Source organism: Streptomyces sp. NPDC059255 (assembly GCF_042752355.1).
GTDB lineage: Bacteria > Actinomycetota > Actinomycetes > Streptomycetales > Streptomycetaceae > Streptomyces.
Genome location: NZ_JBHYZP010000027.1, coordinates 41823 through 59214, shown reverse-complemented (window position 1 = coordinate 59214; position 17392 = coordinate 41823). Strand labels below are relative to the sequence as shown.

Annotated in this window: 15 protein-coding genes; 11 read left to right on the top strand and 4 right to left on the bottom strand. The window is 70.3% G+C overall.

Going from position 1 to position 17392, the window contains the following annotated elements; translation table 11 throughout:
* Positions 1 to 93: 93 nt before the first annotated feature.
* Positions 94 to 1326, bottom strand: a complete 1233-nt coding sequence (locus ACFXKG_RS27360) for a glycoside hydrolase family 64 protein (protein WP_384844414.1) — start codon at positions 1324 to 1326, stop codon at positions 94 to 96.
* A gap of 483 nt (positions 1327 to 1809) precedes the next feature.
* On the opposite strand from ACFXKG_RS27360, the gene dxr reads away from it, so the two are divergent.
* The 6 genes from dxr to ACFXKG_RS27330 all read left to right on the top strand — a co-directional run bounded on the left by dxr (position 1810) and on the right by ACFXKG_RS27330 (position 9428).
* On the top strand, positions 1810 to 3129 hold the full coding sequence (gene dxr / locus ACFXKG_RS27355; protein WP_384844411.1) for a 1-deoxy-D-xylulose-5-phosphate reductoisomerase: 1320 nt from the start codon (positions 1810 to 1812) through the stop codon (positions 3127 to 3129).
* Entirely contained in the window at positions 3126 to 4427 is a 1302-nt protein-coding gene (locus ACFXKG_RS27350) for a M50 family metallopeptidase (protein ID WP_382892593.1), read from the top strand. Before dxr ends, ACFXKG_RS27350 begins: the two co-directional genes overlap by 4 nt.
* A gap of 163 nt (positions 4428 to 4590) precedes the next feature.
* Positions 4591 to 5745, top strand: coding sequence for a flavodoxin-dependent (E)-4-hydroxy-3-methylbut-2-enyl-diphosphate synthase (gene ispG, locus ACFXKG_RS27345; protein WP_384844406.1), 1155 nt, complete (start codon positions 4591 to 4593; stop codon positions 5743 to 5745).
* Positions 5746 to 6223: 478 nt separating this feature from the next.
* Complete coding sequence (locus ACFXKG_RS27340) at positions 6224 to 7066, top strand: GNAT family N-acetyltransferase (RefSeq protein WP_384844403.1); 843 nt, start codon at positions 6224 to 6226, stop codon at positions 7064 to 7066.
* A 15-nt stretch (positions 7067 to 7081) separates the two neighbouring features.
* Positions 7082 to 7663, top strand: coding sequence for a GNAT family N-acetyltransferase (locus ACFXKG_RS27335; RefSeq protein WP_384844400.1), 582 nt, complete (start codon positions 7082 to 7084; stop codon positions 7661 to 7663).
* A 73-nt stretch (positions 7664 to 7736) separates the two neighbouring features.
* Complete coding sequence (locus ACFXKG_RS27330; RefSeq protein WP_384844397.1) at positions 7737 to 9428, top strand: proline--tRNA ligase; 1692 nt, start codon at positions 7737 to 7739, stop codon at positions 9426 to 9428.
* Between the two features lie 214 nt (positions 9429 to 9642).
* On the opposite strand, the gene ACFXKG_RS27325 is transcribed toward ACFXKG_RS27330, so the two are convergent.
* The 3 genes from ACFXKG_RS27325 to ACFXKG_RS27315 are packed head-to-tail and all read right to left on the bottom strand — an operon-like array spanning position 9643 to position 11184.
* Positions 9643 to 10545 carry an aminoglycoside phosphotransferase family protein gene (locus ACFXKG_RS27325; protein WP_384844394.1) on the bottom strand — a complete coding sequence of 301 codons (903 nt, stop codon included), beginning with the start codon at positions 10543 to 10545 and terminating at the stop codon, positions 9643 to 9645.
* A 43-nt stretch (positions 10546 to 10588) separates the two neighbouring features.
* A complete protein-coding gene (locus ACFXKG_RS27320; protein WP_384844391.1) occupies positions 10589 to 11011 on the bottom strand; it encodes a DUF4439 domain-containing protein in 423 nt (140 codons plus the stop codon).
* A complete protein-coding gene (locus ACFXKG_RS27315; protein WP_384844388.1) occupies positions 11008 to 11184 on the bottom strand; it encodes a hypothetical protein in 177 nt (58 codons plus the stop codon). The genes ACFXKG_RS27320 and ACFXKG_RS27315 overlap by 4 nt, the downstream gene beginning before the upstream one ends.
* Before the next feature lie 421 nt (positions 11185 to 11605).
* Here ACFXKG_RS27315 and ACFXKG_RS27310 point away from each other — a divergent pair, with 421 nt between their 5' ends.
* The 5 genes from ACFXKG_RS27310 (at position 11606) to infB (ending at position 17307) form a co-directional block, all read left to right on the top strand.
* A complete protein-coding gene (locus tag ACFXKG_RS27310; RefSeq protein WP_384844385.1) occupies positions 11606 to 11812 on the top strand; it encodes a hypothetical protein in 207 nt (68 codons plus the stop codon).
* 153 nt (positions 11813 to 11965) lie between these two features.
* Entirely contained in the window at positions 11966 to 12463 is a 498-nt protein-coding gene (gene rimP / locus ACFXKG_RS27305; RefSeq protein WP_384844382.1) for a ribosome maturation factor RimP, read from the top strand.
* Between the two features lie 2 nt (positions 12464 to 12465).
* Positions 12466 to 13611, top strand: coding sequence for a transcription termination factor NusA (gene nusA / locus ACFXKG_RS27300; RefSeq protein ID WP_384844379.1), 1146 nt, complete (start codon positions 12466 to 12468; stop codon positions 13609 to 13611).
* A gap of 154 nt (positions 13612 to 13765) precedes the next feature.
* Entirely contained in the window at positions 13766 to 14044 is a 279-nt protein-coding gene (locus tag ACFXKG_RS27295) for a YlxR family protein (protein WP_382892611.1), read from the top strand.
* A gap of 149 nt (positions 14045 to 14193) precedes the next feature.
* The gene (gene infB / locus ACFXKG_RS27290; RefSeq protein ID WP_384844376.1) at positions 14194 to 17307 is read left to right on the top strand and encodes a translation initiation factor IF-2; all 3114 of its coding nucleotides are present in this window, start codon (positions 14194 to 14196) and stop codon (positions 17305 to 17307) included.
* Positions 17308 to 17392: the final 85 nt, after the last annotated feature.

Here is a 17392-nt window from a genome sequence, read left to right as displayed (position 1 = left end):
CATCTGTCGTGCTCGTTCCGCGGAACGACCTGCCGCTTGTCCCCCGGCCGCCGGACCGGGGGACAGCGGGAGGCTGACCCGTGGGGACGCCGCCTAGTTGAACGGATCGAGGGTGATGAACGCTTCCTGCGGGTTGCTGTCGGTCACCAGCGACTCGTGATTGCCGACATCGTCGAAGGCGAATGCGTACGCCTTGCCGTCCGCCATCTGTGCGTGGATCTTCCGGGCGTAGTGGTTGGTCACCGAGTCCTGGTAGAAACCGGCCGCATTGGTGTCGGGCTGGTTGGGGTTGGTCAGAAGGGTGGAGCGGTTGTATCCCGCGCACAGTGTGCGTGAGATCGGGCCGCGTACGGCGTCGTTCGGCGCGTCCAGGAGCTTGTAGCAGCCGAAGACGCTGTCGGCGTCCGGCTTCTGGAAAGAGGTGACGACCGCGCCCGAAGCATTGGTGAAGTTCATGACGTTCCCCGAGACCCGGCCGAAGTACTTGGTGTTCGGCTGGTCCGTGAACGGAGTCACCGTCAGGGTGGAGGATGCGTACTTGCTCCACACGCGATTGATGTAGTTGTCCATGACGGAAGCCGGCAGCGTGCCCGCGCCGATGCCGTGACCGGGTGCGAGAGCGCGCAGAACGGTGCCGTCGGAGCGCGTCTGGATGAGGTTGGCCCAGCCGCCCGACTGTTCCCTAAGAGAGCTGAAGAAGCCGTTGTAGCCGCCCGCCTTCAGGTGGCCGGTGTTCTTCGTCGTACCGTTCGGGAGCTTGACGCCCACGGCGTACGGCGCCGAGAACATGTCCACCTGGGTGCTGTTGATCCAGAGGCCGCTGCCGTTGAGCGTGTACTCGGTCCAGTTGAAGAGGATGTTCCGGTTCGGGTCGGACGGGTTCTGTACGGCGGGCTGCACGAGGCCGCCCGTGGTCAGCTTGAAGACGAGCTTCTGGCCGTACGAGAAGTAGACGCGGCCGGAGAACTGCGGCATCCGGATCGTCAACGACTGCCCGTTGGCCGGCCCGGCGATCGACGCGTCCGGAGCCGGGGTGGGCGGATTGCCCCCGGCGGGCCAGGGGTGGAACGTACCGTTCGCGTCGGCCCAGCCCTGCCGGCCCGTCGAGAGCTGCGTACCGATGTTGTAGATGTAGACCTGATCGCCGCGCGCGGAACTGTTCTTGATGGTGAGCGGGATGGTCGCGGGAACCGCGGCTTCGGCCGACGGTGCCTGCCTTTCAGCTGGGGCGGCGGTAGCGGCGGGCGCGGGGCCGGCGGCCGTGAACCCCGTCGCGAAGACCACGGTCGCGGCCAGGCAGGTCAGTACCTTCCGTAGGGCAGGCACGCTCTTCCTCCTTAGGAGGTGGATTCCAGTGGGGTGGAACGGGGAGTCTGAGAGCGCTCTCAGGATCGGGCCGCGCGGCAGGCGTGTCAATGAAAGTGGCTCAATGGGCCAGGGTTGGACACGGGGTTGACGTTCTGCGGCGCTTCCCCCGCTCGGCGCCGGCGCTCGGCTTCGGTCGGGACGCACTGGCCGCCCCGTACGGGGCGCCGTGCGGCGCCCCACGAGGCCGCTGTGGCCCTTGTCCGACCGGACAGAGAAAGAGAGCGCGCCGTACGCCCCCGTACGGCGCGGCCACGCCGTACGGCACGGATGCGCAGCGACGACGGGGCGGGGGTGCAGCGACTACGGGGCGGATACGGGGACACCACCGGGCGTCCCCGGGCCCTCTGCGGAAGGGGCGCGGCGTGCGCGGGACCGGCGCACGGAGACACCTGTGGGGGCGCGCTGTCCTCCCCGCTCTCGGATGAGGCAAGAATGGGGGGCATGAGCGACAGCCCAGCCCCTCTCGCCGATCCGCATATTGTCTTCGATCCGATCGAAGGCCGCCGTGACATCGTCGTCCTCGGCTCCACCGGCTCCATCGGCACGCAGGCCATCGACCTGGTCCTGCGCAACCCCGACCGCTTCCGTGTCACCGCCCTCTCCGCCGCGGGCGGCCACGTGGAGCTCCTCGCCGAGCAGGCGCGGCGGCTGCGGGTCCGTACCGTCGCCGTCGCGCGCGAGAGCGCCGTCCCCGCCCTTCGGGAGGCCCTCGGCGCGCGGTACGGGGCGGGCGAACCGCTCCCCGAGATCCTCGCCGGCCCCGACGCCGCGACCGAGCTGGCAGCCTCGGAGTGCCACACCGTACTGAACGGCATCACCGGATCCATCGGGCTCGCCCCCACGCTTGCCGCACTGACGGCGGGCCGTACCCTCGCGCTCGCCAACAAGGAGTCGCTGATCGTCGGCGGCCCCCTGGTGAAGGCTGTGGCCAAGCCTGGTCAGATCATCCCCGTCGACTCCGAGCACGCCGCGCTCTTCCAGGCGCTGGCGGCCGGGACCCGTGCCGATGTGCGCAAGCTCGTCGTGACGGCCTCCGGCGGGCCGTTCAGGGGCCGTACGAAGGCCGATCTGGCCCGTGTCACCCCCAAGGACGCTCTCGCGCACCCCACCTGGGCCATGGGCCCGGTGATCACGGTCAACTCCGCGACCCTCGTGAACAAGGGTCTCGAAGTGATCGAGGCGCATCTCCTCTACGACATTCCCTTCGAACACATTGAGGTGGTTGTCCACCCTCAGTCGTATGTTCACTCGATGGTGGAATTCAAGGACGGTTCGACCCTGGCCCAGGCGACCCCGCCCGACATGCGCGGGCCGATCGCCCTCGGTCTCGGCTGGCCGGAGCGGGTGCCCGACGCCGCGCCCGCGTTCGACTGGACCAAGGCTTCGACCTGGGAGTTCTTCCCGCTCGACGGTGAGGCGTTCCCGTCCGTGGGACTCGCCCGGCACGTGGGAGCCCTGGGCGGCACGGCCCCCGCGGTGTTCAATGCCGCGAACGAGGAGTGTGTGGACGCCTTCCTGGCGGGACGGCTGCCGTTCAACGGCATCATGGAGACGGTCACCGCCGTTGTCGAGGAGGCGGGGCACGACCGGCCCCGTACCCGCGAGGACGGAGCCTCGGGCGGCGCGGAGGGAACCTCGCTCACCGTGGCCGACGTCCTCGAAGCCGAGACCTGGGCGCGCGCCCGGGCGCGCGAGACAGCAGCGAAGTTCAGTGACGTACGTCAGCCAAGCGAAGAACAGCCAGCGGAGGCTCGCGCATGACGATTCTGTTGACGGTCCTCGGCATCCTTGTGTTTGTCGCGGGGCTGCTCTTCTCCATCGCCCTGCACGAACTCGGCCATCTCTCCACGGCCAAGATCTTCGGCATCCGGGTGCCCCAGTACATGGTCGGGTTCGGTCCGACCATCTGGTCACGGGTGAAGGGCGATACGGAGTACGGGCTCAAGGCCATCCCCATGGGTGGTTACATCCGCATGATCGGGATGTTCCCGCCGGGACCCGACGGGCGCCTGGAGGCGCGCTCCACGTCGCCCTGGCGCGGGATGATAGAGGACGCCCGCTCGGCCGCCTTCGAGGAACTCCAGCCCGGTGACGAGAAGCGCCTCTTCTACACACGCAAGCCGTGGAAGCGCGTCATCGTGATGTTCGCCGGCCCCTTCATGAACCTCGTACTCGCCGCCGTGATCTTCATCAGCGTCGCGATGGGCTTCGGTTTCCAGACCCAGACGACGACGGTCGCCGGTGTACAGAAGTGTGTGATCTCGCAGAGCGACAAGCGGGACGCGTGCGAGAAGGGCGACCCCGTCTCGCCTGCTCAGGCGGCCGGGCTCAAGGAGGGCGACAAGATCGTCGCCTTCAACGACAAGCGCGTCGACGACTGGTCCACGCTCTCCAACCTGATCCGCGGCACCATCGGCCCCGCCACCATCACCGTCCAGCGCGACGGTACGGAGCAGGTCCTGCACGCCACACTCGCCAAGAACATGGTGGCGGCGAAGGATTCGAAGGGCGAGGCCATCCCCGACAAATACGTGCCCGCGGGCTATCTCGGATTCGCCGCTTCCACTGAGATCATCCCGCTCTCCTTCCCCCAGTCGGTGGACCGGATGGGCGACATGATCGTGAACGGCGTCGACTCGATCATCGCGCTGCCTTCCAAGATCCCCGATCTGTGGAGCGCTGCCTTCGGGGACGGCCCGCGCAAGGACGACTCGCCGGTCGGTGTGGTCGGTGCGGCGCGCATCGGCGGTGAGGTGATGACGCTCGACATTCCGGCGCAGAACCAGATCGCGATGCTGCTCTTCCTGCTCGCCGGGTTCAACCTCTCGCTCTTCCTGTTCAACATGCTGCCCCTGCTGCCCCTCGACGGCGGCCATATCGCGGGTGCGCTCTGGGAGTCCCTGCGGCGCAGGCTGGCGCGGCTGTTCAAGCGTCCCGACCCCGGCCCCTTCGACGTGGCGAAGCTGATGCCGGTCGCCTACGTCGTGGCCGGGATCTTCATCTGCTTCACCCTGCTCGTCCTTGTCGCCGACGTCTTCAACCCCGTCAAAATCAGTTGATATCATCCGTTTCGCGGTGGCCGGACACTGTTTGTGTCCGGCCGCTTATCTTTGGGTGGACTTTTCGTCAGGATGTGCTCGCGCAGTGCACGGTGGCGTAATCTCGGGTGCTGGAGCCCGCCGATCTCGGGACCTTGATCCACACCTTGGGGTTGCTTAGCAGATGACCGCAATTTCTCTCGGAATGCCGTCCGTTCCGACGAAGCTCGCCGATCGAAGGGTCAGCCGTCAGATCCAGGTCGGATCGGTGGCGGTTGGTGGGGATGCGCCGGTGTCGGTGCAGTCGATGACGACGACGCGTACGTCGGATGTGGGTGCGACGCTGCAGCAGATTGCCGAATTGACGGCGTCGGGGTGTCAGATCGTGCGGGTGGCGTGTCCGACGCAGGACGATGCGGACGCGTTGGCGGTGATTGCGCGGAAGTCACAGATTCCGGTGATCGCGGATATTCATTTTCAGCCGAAGTATGTGTTCGCGGCGATTGACGCCGGGTGTGCCGCGGTGCGGGTGAATCCGGGGAACATCAAGCAGTTCGACGACAAGGTGCGGGAGATCGCGCGGGCGGCGAGTGAGGCGGGGACGCCGATCCGTATCGGGGTGAACGCGGGTTCGCTGGATGCGCGGCTGCTGGCGAAGTACGGAAAGGCGACGCCGGAGGCTCTCGTGGAGTCGGCGTTGTGGGAGGCGTCGCTGTTCGAGGAGCACGGGTTCCGGGACATCAAGATCTCGGTGAAGCACAACGACCCGGTGGTCATGGTGAACGCCTACCGGCTGCTCGCGGAGCGGTGTGACTATCCGCTGCATCTGGGGGTGACGGAGGCGGGTCCGGCGTTCCAGGGGACGATCAAGTCGGCCGTCGCGTTCGGTGCGCTGTTGGCGGAGGGGATCGGGGACACGATCCGGGTGTCGTTGTCGGCGCCTCCGGCGGAGGAAGTGAAGGTCGGTATCCAGATTCTGGAGTCCCTGAACCTGCGGCAGCGGCGTCTGGAGATCGTGTCGTGTCCTTCGTGCGGGCGGGCGCAGGTGGATGTGTACAAGCTGGCCGATGAGGTGACGGCGGGGCTGGAGGGTATGGAGGTTCCGCTGCGGGTGGCGGTGATGGGGTGTGTGGTGAACGGTCCGGGTGAGGCGCGTGAGGCTGATCTCGGGGTGGCGTCGGGCAACGGCAAGGGGCAGATCTTCGTGAAGGGCGAGGTCATCAAGACCGTTCCCGAGTCGAAGATCGTGGAGACCCTCATCGACGAAGCCATGAAGATCGCCGAACAGATGGAGAAGGACGGCATCGCCTCGGGCGAGCCCCAGGTCTCCGTGAGCTGACCTCCTGAGGCCTCACGACTCCTGCGCTTCCAGGACCCCGCTTCTCCCGCCTCCCGCTCTCGCGTGAGGTCTTCGTACGCGGCCCCGCAGCCACCGCCCGTCCGGGCGCCGGTCGCGGGGCCGCGGCTGTTGCGGGCGACAGTGGTACGAGCCGACCATCAGCGGAACACACACCCCGTACGGCCCGTGCGCGTTTGCCCACTCCGCCCCTTACGCCACGGTCACGCCCCCGCCCCGTACGCCGCCAACCGGTCCCGTACACAGCGCCCGCCCCGTACGCCGCCCGGCTCACGCGGCCTCGTACGGGCGCTTGCGCCGCCGGCCGGCAAACAGCCCCGCACGTCGCGCCACGGCGCTACGACGCCACCACTGCGGCGCCGTAGCGGGCCGCTCGGGCCCCGCATCCTCTCGCGGGCGGCGTATCACAGGGCCGCCGGGTACAGTGCGGAGATCGGCATACGTATGGTGAGGCCCCCTCGTGTTGACGCAGACCACCACCCGGGTCCTCGAACCCAGTGAACTCGGCGCCGCGCTCGCCATTCTGGAGAGCGAGCCCGTCGCCAACGCCTTCGTCACGGCCCGCGTCCAGGTCGCCGGACTCGACCCCTGGCGCCTCGGCGGCGAGATGTGGGGCTGGTACGCGGACGGCCGGCTCCGTTCCCTCTGCTACGCAGGAGCCAATCTCGTCCCGATCTGCGCTACCCCCGAGGCCGTCCGCGCCTTCGCCGACCGCGCCCGCAGGACCGGCCGCCGCTGCTCCTCCATCGTCGGCCCCGCCGGGCCCACCGCGGCGCTGTGGCGCCTTCTGGAGCCGAACTGGGGCCCCGCCCGGGAGGTCCGCGCCCACCAGCCGCTGATGGCCACCGAAGAGCTCCCCGCCGTCGCGCCCGACCCCTTCGTACGCCGCATCCGCAAGGACGAACTCGACGTGATCATGCCCGCCTGCGTGGCCATGTTCACCGAGGAGGTCGGTGTCTCCCCGCTCGCGGGCGACGGCGGGCTGCTCTACCAGGCACGCGTCGCCGAACTCGTCGGCTCGGGGCGCTCGTTCGCCCGCATAGAGGACGGCAGAGTCCTCTTCAAGGCCGAGATCGGCGCGGCCACCCCGCAGGCCTGCCAGATCCAGGGCGTCTGGGTCGACCCCGAGTTCCGGGGCCGCGGCCTCTCCGAGTCCGGCATGGCGGCGGTCGTACGGTTTGCGCTCGCCGATGTGGCGCCCATAGTGAGCCTTTACGTGAACGACTACAACACCCCCGCGAGAGCCGCCTACCGGCGCGTCGGATTCCACGAAGTGGGTGCCTTCATGAGCGTGCTCTTCTGAAAGTAGGGTTCGGCCATGCCGAGCATCCCCGGGGGCGCCCCCCGTACCCCCGACGTACAGGTAGGGCCGGTCGATCTCGCCGCGCGCGTAGACGAGGCGCTCGCCGTGCAGGCCCTGGCCTTCGGCCTCAGCGACGACGAGGTCGGCGTACGGCGCCACATCGTGCTCCGCCACGTGCTGCACCGCGGCTGCCGCGCACTCGGCGCCACCACCGCCACGGGGCGGCTCGTAGGGTTCGTGTACGGCATGCCAAACGACCGCGCCCACTGGTGGTCCACAATCGTCGAACCGTATCTGCGCGCCAACGGCTCCGAGGGCTGGCTCGACGACTCCTTCGTGATCACCGAACTCCATGTGCACCCCGAATTCCAGGCCCGCGGCATCGGCCGCACCCTGATCACCGCGATCACGGACGCCGCCGCCCAGCCGCGCTCGATCCTGTCCGCCATCGACATCGAGAGCCCCGCCCGCAAGCTGTACCGCACCCTCGGGTACGAGGACCTCGCCCGCCAGGTGCACTTCCCCAGCGCGCCCCGGCCGTACGCCGTGATGGGCGCCCCGCTCCCACTGCGCCGTACGGCGCGGCGCAGATACTGATTTCCGCCTGCTGGCGGACCCCGGCTAACCTCCTGGCAACACCCGAGAGAAGCAGAACGCAGGAGTGCTCCCCATGTCCCAGGTCCAGCGCATGTCCCGGTTGATGGTCAAGACATTGCGCGACGACCCGGCGGACGCCGAGACCCTCAGCCACAAGCTGCTCGTCCGCGCCGGTTACGTCCGCCGTACGTCCGCCGGTATCTGGAGCTGGCTGCCGCTCGGCAAGAAGGTCCTCGACAACATCTCGCGCGTCGTCCGCGAGGAGATGGACGCCATCGGCGCGCAGGAAGTGCTGCTGCCCGCGCTGCTGCCCAAGGAGCCGTACGAGGCGAGCGGGCGCTGGGATGAGTACGGCGACCTCCTGTTCCGCCTCAAGGACCGCAAGGGCGCGGACTACCTGCTGGGCCCCACGCACGAGGAGATCTTCACCCAGGTCGTCAAGGACCAGTGCACGTCCTACAAGGACCTGCCGGTGATGCTCTACCAGATCCAGACGAAGTACCGGGACGAGGCGCGTCCGCGCTCCGGCGTGCTGCGCGGGCGTGAGTTCCAGATGAAGGACTCGTACTCCTTCGACACCACGGACGAGGGCCTGGCCGAGTCGTACGCGCTGCACCGCGCCGCGTACCAGAAGATCTTCGCCAGGATCGGCCTTGACTACCGCATCGTCTCGGCGGTCTCCGGCGCGATGGGCGGCTCGGCGTCCGAGGAGTTCCTGGCCCCCGCCGCGGCGGGCGAGGACACCTTCGTCGACTGCCCCGCCTGCGACTACGCCGCCAACACGGAAGCCGTCACCTTCAGCGCCCCGGCGGTGGAGCCCGTCGAGCACGGCCCCGTCGAGGAACTGGACACCCCCGACACCCCGACCATCGAGACACTCGCCGCGCACCTCGGTGTGCCGGCCTCCGCGACCCTGAAGAACCTGCTGGTCAAGGTCGACGGTGAGATCACCCTGGTCGGCGTACCCGGCGACCGCGAGGTGGATCTCGGCAAGCTCGGCGAGCACCTCGCGCCCGCTGTCGTCGAGCTGGTGACGGCCGAGGACTTCGCGGACCGGCCGGAGCTGGTACGCGGCTACGTCGGCCCTCAGGGGCTCAAGATCCGCTACATCGCCGACCCGCGCGTCGCGGCCGGCACTGCGTGGGTCACCGGCGCCAACAAGCCCGACACCCACGCGCGCAACGTGGTCGCGGGCCGCGACTTCGAGGTCGACCAGTACCTCGACGTGGTCGTCGTCGAGGAGGGCGACCCCTGCCCCGCCTGTGGTTCGGGCCTCAAGCTGGACCGCGCGATCGAGATCGGCCACATCTTCCAGCTCGGCCGCAAGTACGCCGACACCTTCCAGCTCGACGTGCTGGGGCAGCAGGGCAAGCCGGTGCGCGTGACCATGGGCTCGTACGGCGTCGGTGTCTCGCGCGCCGTGGCCGCCGTGGCCGAGCAGAGCGCCGACGAGCAGGGCCTGTGCTGGCCGAAGGAGATCGCCCCGGCCGATGTCCACGTCGTTGCGGCGGGCAAGGCGCTCCAGACGGAGCTGGCACTGGACGTCTCCGAGCAGCTTTCGGCGGCCGGGCTGCGCGTGCTGGTGGACGAGCGCCCCGGGGTCTCCCCGGGGGTGAAGTTCACCGACGCCGAGCTGATCGGTGTTCCGCACATCCTGGTGGCGGGTCGCCGCTCCGCGGAGGGTGTCGTGGAGCTGAAGGACCGCCGTACGGGGGAGCGCGAGGAACTGACGGTCGCGGAGGCGATCACCCGCCTGACGGCCTGAGGACCCTACCGGCCGGTGGCCGACTGCTGACCCGCCGGCCGCAGCGCTGCGCGCCGTACGGGGCGCGTCTTCGCCCCGTACGGCGCGCAATTCGGTACGTACGGGGCGCGAGTGCAGCGCCTACGGAGCAGCAGCGCCGCGTGGGCAGGGCGCCGCACCGTACGGGGCGCCTCGCGGGGCGTACGGCGCGGCGCACCGTACGCCGCGCGGGGCCTCAGAGCCAGCCCGCGAACTCCAGCAGTGATTCGGCGCTCTGGCGGTGGCCCGCCTCCAGAGCGCGCGTGCCGGACTCCACCGCGCGGAAGAGCGTCCAGCCGCGCAGCCGCTCCCGGTCGAGGTCCAAGGAGTCGGCCAGCCGGTTGACGCGGCGACGCGCCGAGGAGGCACCGGACGAGGCCGCCACGAGATCCTCCACCCGGTCGCGTACCAGCCGCGCCAGATCGTAGGCGCGCTCACCGACGAGGGGCTCGGGACCCACCGCCAGCCAGGGCACACGGTCGCCCGCCAGCACCTTGCCCTGACGGAACGCCCCGTGCAGCAGCATCTCCTCGGAGGACGTGGCGCACAGTGCGTCGCGTGCCGTCAGCGCGGCGGAGACGAGCGGCGCGAGGCTCCCGTCCGACGACGCGTCCAGTCGCACCGCCTCGGAGGCGGTCCGTTCGGCCACCGTGCCGAAGCCGTGGTCGGCAGACGGCTCGACCCACAGCCGGCGCACCGTGCCCGCCGCTTCGAGCAGGGCCTTGGCCTCCGGCAGCGAACGGAGCGACATCTCCGGGTGCAGACGCTCCAGGAGCAGTGCGCCGTCCCCCGCGTCCGTGGCGTCGAGGACCCTGACCGCCCCCCAGCCCTGCCAGTGCGCCAGCGCCGCCCGTTCCAGCTCCGGTGCCACGAACGGCGGCGCGATCTTGAGCGCGGCGGGCGCGCCGTCGGGCCGCCGTACGAGCAGCACCAGACCGCTCCGGCCGCCCGGTGCGATCACGCGCTCGACCTCAAGGCCGCGCCGTGCGACGGCCTCCGCGGCGAGCGCGGGCAGCCGGCCGAGCCATTCGGCGGCAGCGGCGTCCCCGGTCAGCTCGCCGAGCGTGCGCCTCAGACGCTGCGGCGGTTCGAAACCCATACGCGCGTAGATGCCTTTCGGAGCCATGGGGACGTGTCGGGGCTCACGCTCTCTCCGCGAGCCCAGGAAAGGCTACGCCGCTCCCGCGCCAGCGCACGGCCCGTACCGCCGCCTCGCGCAGCGCCCCCGCCGCCTCGCGTCGCAGGGGCCCTTCCGAGGCGCGTACGAGATCCGAGTAGACCCCGGCGACCCGGTCCTCCAACTCGGCGGCGAGCCGGACGGCCGCGGCGCCGTCCGGCACATCGAAGGGCAGCGCGTAGGCCGCGGCCGCGACGGCGGGCCTGCCGCCCATGTCGCGCACGGTGCGCGCCAGCGCGTCGCGCCGCGCACGGTGCGCGGTGTACGCGGCGGTGGCCTCGGAACGGCGCGCGAGGCCGACGCGCCCGCCGACGACTCCGTACCCGTAGACGGCGGCGTGCTCCGCGGCGAGTGCGGCCTGCGCGGCCTCCAGCGCACGGGTGGTCACGAGCGGGGTCCTTCCGTCAGCAGGTAGGCGTGGGCGGCGCTCGCCGCGGCGAGGGAAGCGAGCAGCCGGGCGAGTTCCGGTGGCGCTTCCATGAGTGTGGCGGTGTGCGTGTCGCAGGTACGGCGCTCGGCTGCGGCCAGTTCCTTGAGCGCCGCGGCGGGATCCGCGGCCACGGTGGCGGCGGTCGCGTCAGCGGCGGAAGGTGTGTCAGCGGGGGCGGACGTGGCAGACGTGGCGGCTGACCCCGGAGCTCCATGGGCTCCCTGGGCTGACTGTGCACCCCGAGTTCCGCCCGTCCCCGGAGTGTCCGCCCGCCCCGGCGGGGCAGGGGAGGCGGAAGGTTTTTGCGGCGCCCGCGGCGCCCCGTCGGACGCCCCGTCCGTAGCCTCGCGCTCCGCCCCGTACGCCGCGTCGGACGCTCTTGTCCCTTCCTCCTTGCGAGCCTCGCCCCCATGGGCGTCGTCCTTCTTGTGGCCCTCGGACGTCAACACCGCGATGTGCCGCGCCACTGCGTCGCGCAACGGCGCCAGCCGAGCGTCCTGTCCTGGATGGCGCTTCCGTACCGCGTCGTACCGCGCGAGCAGCGCCCGGCTGGTGTCCGCGGACCGCCGTCGCAACGCCTTCTCCACGCGCGCGACCCGCGCCGCCGCCTTCTCCGCCGCGGTGGAGGTCCCTCCGTCCGTCGAGTCCGAGGAGGAGCACGCCGCGGTCAGCAGACCGGCCGTCGCGGCGCCGGCGGCCAAGAGGGCATGTCTGCGTGTCGTCCCCGTGCGCCCCACGCGTCTCTCCTCGGGCTCGTGAAGATCTCCATGATCATCGCGTGCGAGCGTACCCGCGGGTCACCCGTTCGTGGACGGCAACACCCCTGGAGACCGGATACCCTTTGATCCGACACACGACTGATCTGACACGCGACGATCCCACAACAGCACACGCGGCCGAGGAGTCACCCGGATGAGCACCACCCAGAGCGAAAGGCTGCGCGGACTGCTGGAACCGCTCGTCAGCGCCAAGGACCTGGATCTGGAAGAGATCGAGGTGTCCCGGGCCGGCCGGCGTCGTGTGCTGAGGATCGTGGTCGACTCCGACGAGGGTGTGGACCTTGACGAGTGCGCCGAGCTGAGCCGCTCCATCTCGGAGAAGCTCGATGAGACGGACGCGATGGGCGAGGACGAGTACCAGCTCGAAGTCACCTCCCCCGGGGCGGAACGCCCGCTCACCGAACCGCGCCACTATCTGCGCGCCGTCGGCCGGCTGGCCCGGATCCACCTCCGCGAGGGCGACGAAGTGGTGGCGCGCATCCTCACCGTGGATGACGGCGGGCTCGACCTCGAAGTGCCGGGCGTGAAGGGGCGCAAGCCCACCGCCCGCCGGGTCGAGTTCGCGCAGATCGCGAAGGCGCGCGTCGAGATCGAGTTCAGCCGCAAGGACAAGAAGGAAGAGGAGGCGTAGCCGTGGACATCGATGTGAAGCTCCTGAAGGGCTTGGCACAAGAGAAGGAGATCCCCTTCGATCTGCTGGTCGAGGCGATCGAATCCGCCCTCCTCATCGCCTACCACCGCACCGACGGCAGCCACCGGCGCGCCCGTGTCGTCCTCAGCCGCGAGAACGGCCATGTCACGGTCTGGGCCAAGGAGGACCCGGCCGATCTGGAAGAGGGCCAGGAGCCCAAGGAGTTCGACGACACGCCGTCGGACTTCGGCCGGATCGCCGCGACCACCGCCCGCCAGGTCATCCAGCAGCGGCTGCGCGACGCCGAGAACGACGTCACCTTCGGCGAGTACGCGCGCCGTGAGGGCGATGTCGTCGCCGGCATGGTGCAGCAGGGCAAGGACCCCAAGAACGTCCTTGTCAAACTGGACGACAAGCTCGAAGCCATCCTCCCCGTGCAGGAGCAGGTGCCGGGCGAGGAGTACACGCACGGGCTGCGGCTGCGTACGTACGTGGTCCGCGTGGCCCGCGGCGTACGGGGCCCCTCGGTGACGCTCTCTCGTACGCACCCCAATCTGGTCAAGAAGCTCTTCGCGCTGGAGGTCCCGGAGATCGCGGACGGCTCCGTGGAGATCACGGCGATCGCCCGCGAGGCCGGTCACCGCACCAAGATCGCCGTGCGCTCGACACGTTCCGGTCTCAATGCCAAGGGCGCCTGCATCGGCCCGATGGGTGCGCGTGTGCGCAATGTCATGGCCGAGCTGCTCGGCGAGAAGATCGACATCGTGGACTGGTCGGACGACCCGGCCGAGATGGTGGCGAACGCGCTGTCGCCGGCCCGGGTCAGCAAGGTCGAGGTCGTCGATCTGGGCGCGAGGTCCGCGCGGGTGACCGTGCCGGATTACCAGCTCTCCCTGGCCATCGGCAAGGAAGGGCAGAACGCCCGGCTCGCCGCGCGGCTCACCGGCTGGCGCATCGACATCCGCCCCGACACGGAGCAGCCGGACGACGACGGAGACCGTGACCGCGGGGGTGACCGCGACCGAGGCGGGGACCGCGACCGTGGCGGAGCCGACCGATCCAGGAGTGACGACCGGCCCCGGGGTGACGACCGGCCCCGTACGGGCCCTCGGGGCGGCAATCGGAGCGGGAACGGCGAGCGCGGCTGATACCGGCTGGTAACGATCCGGGAGTGGTCTTCCGCGGGTCTTCCGCATGCCCGGCGGCGGAATCCCGCCGGACACCGTCGCGCCCTTTTGTGTACGTGAGTGTTCGAACGTTGCCCCAAAGGGGTGAGGTCGGCGCGGGGAGGTAGACTTGAAGGTGTCTGGCCGGACGAGCGACCGACGCTGCCCTGAGCGAACGTGCGTGGGCTGCCGGAAGCGAGCGGCCAAGAACGATCTGCTGCGCATCGTGGCGATGGGTGAACACTGTGTTCCCGATCAACGCGGTACGCTGCCCGGCCGGGGTGCGTACACGCATCCCGCCTTGATCTGTCTCGACCTGGCGATCCGCCGCCGGGCGTTCTCCAGGGCCTTCAAGGTCCAGGGGCCGCTCGACAGCACGGAACTGCGCCGGTATGTCGAGCAGTCGGCACTGTAAGAAGAAGTACGGCACGGGCCCCCGTGCGGTTCAGGTACCTCGCGAGTTGGAAGTAGGTCGAGATTGCGATGAGCACTCGATGAGTACGCGATGAGTACGCCCATGAAGTAGCGACGGTCCGGCGGTAACCCGGACCTAAAAGGAGCGAAGTGGCTAAGGTCCGGGTATACGAACTCGCCAAGGAGTTCGGTGTGGAGAGCAAGGTCGTCATGGCCAAGCTCCAGGAACTCGGTGAATTCGTCCGTTCGGCGTCCTCGACGATCGAGGCGCCGGTCGTGCGCAAATTGACTGACGCTTTGCAGGGGCCCGGCGGCAACGCCGGCCGGCCCGCTGCCAAGCCCGGGGCGCCCCGTAAGGCGACCCCCGCAAGGCCCGCCCCCCCGTCTCCGGCCTCCGCGGCCCAGGCGGCACGTCCCGCTGCGCCGAAGCCCGGTGTCCCGGCCCCCAAGCCGGCCGCCGCCGAGGCCCCCAGGAGCAGCACCCCCTCTCCGGCGCCGAGCCCCGGCCCGCGTCCGGCACCGGCCGCCCCGCGGCCCGCCGCGAGGCCCGCCCCCGCCGCCCCGGCGGCCCCGGAGTTCACCGCGCCTCCGTCGGCCCCGGCCGCCGGTCCCCGGCCCGGTGCCACCCCCGGCCCGCGTCCCTCCAACCGCCCCGCGGGCGGTCAGGGAGACCAGCGCCAGGGCGACCGTCAGGGTGACCAGCGCGGCGACCAGCGCCAGGGCGGCCGCCCCGGCGGCGCGCGTCCCGGCCAGGCCCCGCGTCCCGGTGCCCGCCCCGCGGGCCCGCGTCCGGGCAACAACCCCTTCACGTCCGGCGGTTCCACCGGCATGGCGCGCCCGCAGGCGCCCCGTCCCGGCGGCGCCCCGCGTCCCGGCGGCCCCGGTGCCCCCGGCCCGCGCCCGCAGGGTGCCGGTCAGGGCGGTCCCCGTCCGCAGGCAGGCCCCGGCGGTCAGGGCGGCGGTCGTCCGACCCCGGGCGGAATGCCGCGTCCGCAGGCCCCGCGCGCCGCGGGTCCCGGCGGTGGCCCCGGTGGTAACCGTCCGAACCCGGGCATGATGCCGCAGCGTCCCGCTGCCGGCCCGCGTCCCGGTGGTGGCCCCGGCGGTGGCCGTGGTCCCGGCGGCCCCGGTCGCCCGGGTGGCGGCGGCGGTGGCGGCGGTCGTCCCGGTGGCGGCGGCTTCGCCGGTCGTCCGGGTGGCGGCGGCGGTGGCGGCTTCGCCGGTCGCCCGGGTGGCGGCGGCGGTGCCCCGGGTCGTCCCGGTGGCGGCGGCTTCGGTGGCGGCGGTGGCCGTCCCGGCTTCGGCGGACGTCCGGGTGGTCCCGGCGGCCGTGGTGGCACACAGGGTGCGTTCGGCCGTCCGGGCGGGCCCGCCCGCCGTGGCCGCAAGTCGAAGCGGCAGAGGCGCCAGGAGTACGAGGCCATGCAGGCCCCGTCGGTCGGCGGCGTGATGCTGCCGCGCGGCCAGGGCCAGACGGTCCGGCTGTCGCGCGGTGCGTCGCTCACCGACTTCGCGGAGAAGATCAACGCCAACCCGGCGTCGCTCGTCGCCGTGATGATGAACCTCGGCGAGATGGTTACGGCCACGCAGTCCGTATCCGACGAGACGCTTCAGCTCCTCGCCAGTGAGATGAACTACGTCGTCGAGATCGTCAGCCCCGAGGAGGAGGACCGCGAGCTGCTCGAGTCCTTCGACATCGAGTTCGGCGAGGACGAGGGCGGCGAGGAAGCACTCGTGTCCCGTCCGCCGGTCGTCACCGTCATGGGTCACGTCGACCACGGTAAGACCCGGCTGCTGGACGCGATCCGCAAGACGAACGTCGTCGCGGGCGAGGCCGGCGGGATCACGCAGCACATCGGTGCGTACCAGGTCGCCACGGACGTCAACGGTGAAGAGCGCAAGATCACCTTCATCGACACCCCGGGTCACGAGGCGTTCACCGCCATGCGTGCCCGTGGTGCGAAGTCCACCGACATCGCGATCCTCGTGGTCGCGGCCAACGACGGTGTGATGCCTCAGACGATCGAGGCGCTGAACCACGCCAAGGCGGCCGACGTGCCGATCGTGGTCGCGGTCAACAAGATCGACGTCGAGGGCGCCGACCCGACCAAGGTGCGCGGTCAGCTCACCGAGTTCGGTCTGGTGGCCGAGGAGTACGGCGGCGACACCATGTTCGTCGACATCTCCGCCAAGCAGGGCCTGCACATCGACAGCCTGCTGGAGGCCGTGGTCCTCACCGCGGACGCCTCGCTCGACCTGCGGGCCAACCCGGAGCAGGACGCGCAGGGTATCGCCATCGAGGCCCACCTCGACCGCGGTCGCGGCGCCGTCGCCACCGTGCTCGTCCAGCGCGGAACGCTGCGCGTCGGTGACACGATGGTCGCCGGTGACGCGTACGGCCGTGTCCGGGCGATGCTCGACGACAACGGCAACAACGTCGACGTGGCGACGCCTTCGACGCCCGTCCTGGTCCTCGGTCTCACCAACGTCCCCGGCGCCGGCGACAACTTCCTCGTCGTCGACGAGGACCGTACCGCCCGGCAGATCGCGGAGAAGCGCGCCGCTCGCGAGCGGAACGCGGCCTTCGCCCGCAGGGGCGTCAGGTTCTCCCTGGAGAACCTGGACGAGGCCCTCAAGGCCGGTCTGGTGCAGGAACTCAACCTCATCATCAAGGGCGACGCGTCCGGTTCGGTGGAGGCCCTCGAGTCCTCGCTGCTCCAGCTCGACGTCGGCGAAGAGGTCGACATCCGCGTCCTGCACCGCGGCGTGGGTGCGGTCACGGAGTCGGACATCGACCTGGCCATGGGCTCCGACGCCATCGTGATCGGCTTCAACGTGCGCGCCGCCGGGCGTGCCGCGCAGATGGCCGACCGCGAAGGCGTGGACGTCCGCTACTACTCGGTCATCTACCAGGCGATCGAGGAGATCGAAGCGGCCCTCAAGGGCATGCTCAAGCCGGAGTACGAAGAGGTCGAGCTCGGCACGGCGGAGATCCGCGAGATCTTCCGCTCGTCCAAGCTGGGCAACATCGCGGGTGTTCTCATCCGCTCCGGCGAGGTCAAGCGCAACACCAAGGCCCGGCTCATCCGCGACGGCAAGGTCATCGCGGAGGACCTCAACATCCAGGGTCTGCGCCGCTTCAAGGACGATGTCACCGAGATCCGCGAAGGCTTCGAGGGCGGTATCAACCTCGGAAACTTCAACGACATCAAGATCGACGACGTCATCGCGACGTACGAGATGCGGGAGAAGCCGCGCGGCTGACGCGTGGCAGCCGGTCCGGGGCCGGTCGACGGGACGTATTTCCGTCGATCGGCCCCGGCCGTTCCGTGTACGGTTCTTGTGCCCC

Excerpts from the sequence above, each read along its gene's own strand:
- dxr (WP_384844411.1), top strand. The coding sequence starts at position 1,810 with ATGAGCGACAGCCCAGCCCCTCTCGCCGATCCGCATATTGTCTTCGAT.
- ACFXKG_RS27350 (WP_382892593.1), top strand. The coding sequence starts at position 3,126 with ATGACGATTCTGTTGACGGTCCTCGGCATCCTTGTGTTTGTCGCGGGG.
- ispG (WP_384844406.1), top strand. The coding sequence starts at position 4,591 with ATGACCGCAATTTCTCTCGGAATGCCGTCCGTTCCGACGAAGCTCGCC.
- ACFXKG_RS27335 (WP_384844400.1), top strand. The coding sequence starts at position 7,082 with ATGCCGAGCATCCCCGGGGGCGCCCCCCGTACCCCCGACGTACAGGTA.
- ACFXKG_RS27330 (WP_384844397.1), top strand. The coding sequence starts at position 7,737 with ATGTCCCAGGTCCAGCGCATGTCCCGGTTGATGGTCAAGACATTGCGC.
- ACFXKG_RS27325 (WP_384844394.1), bottom strand. The coding sequence starts at position 10,545 with ATGGGTTTCGAACCGCCGCAGCGTCTGAGGCGCACGCTCGGCGAGCTG.
- rimP (WP_384844382.1), top strand. The coding sequence starts at position 11,966 with ATGAGCACCACCCAGAGCGAAAGGCTGCGCGGACTGCTGGAACCGCTC.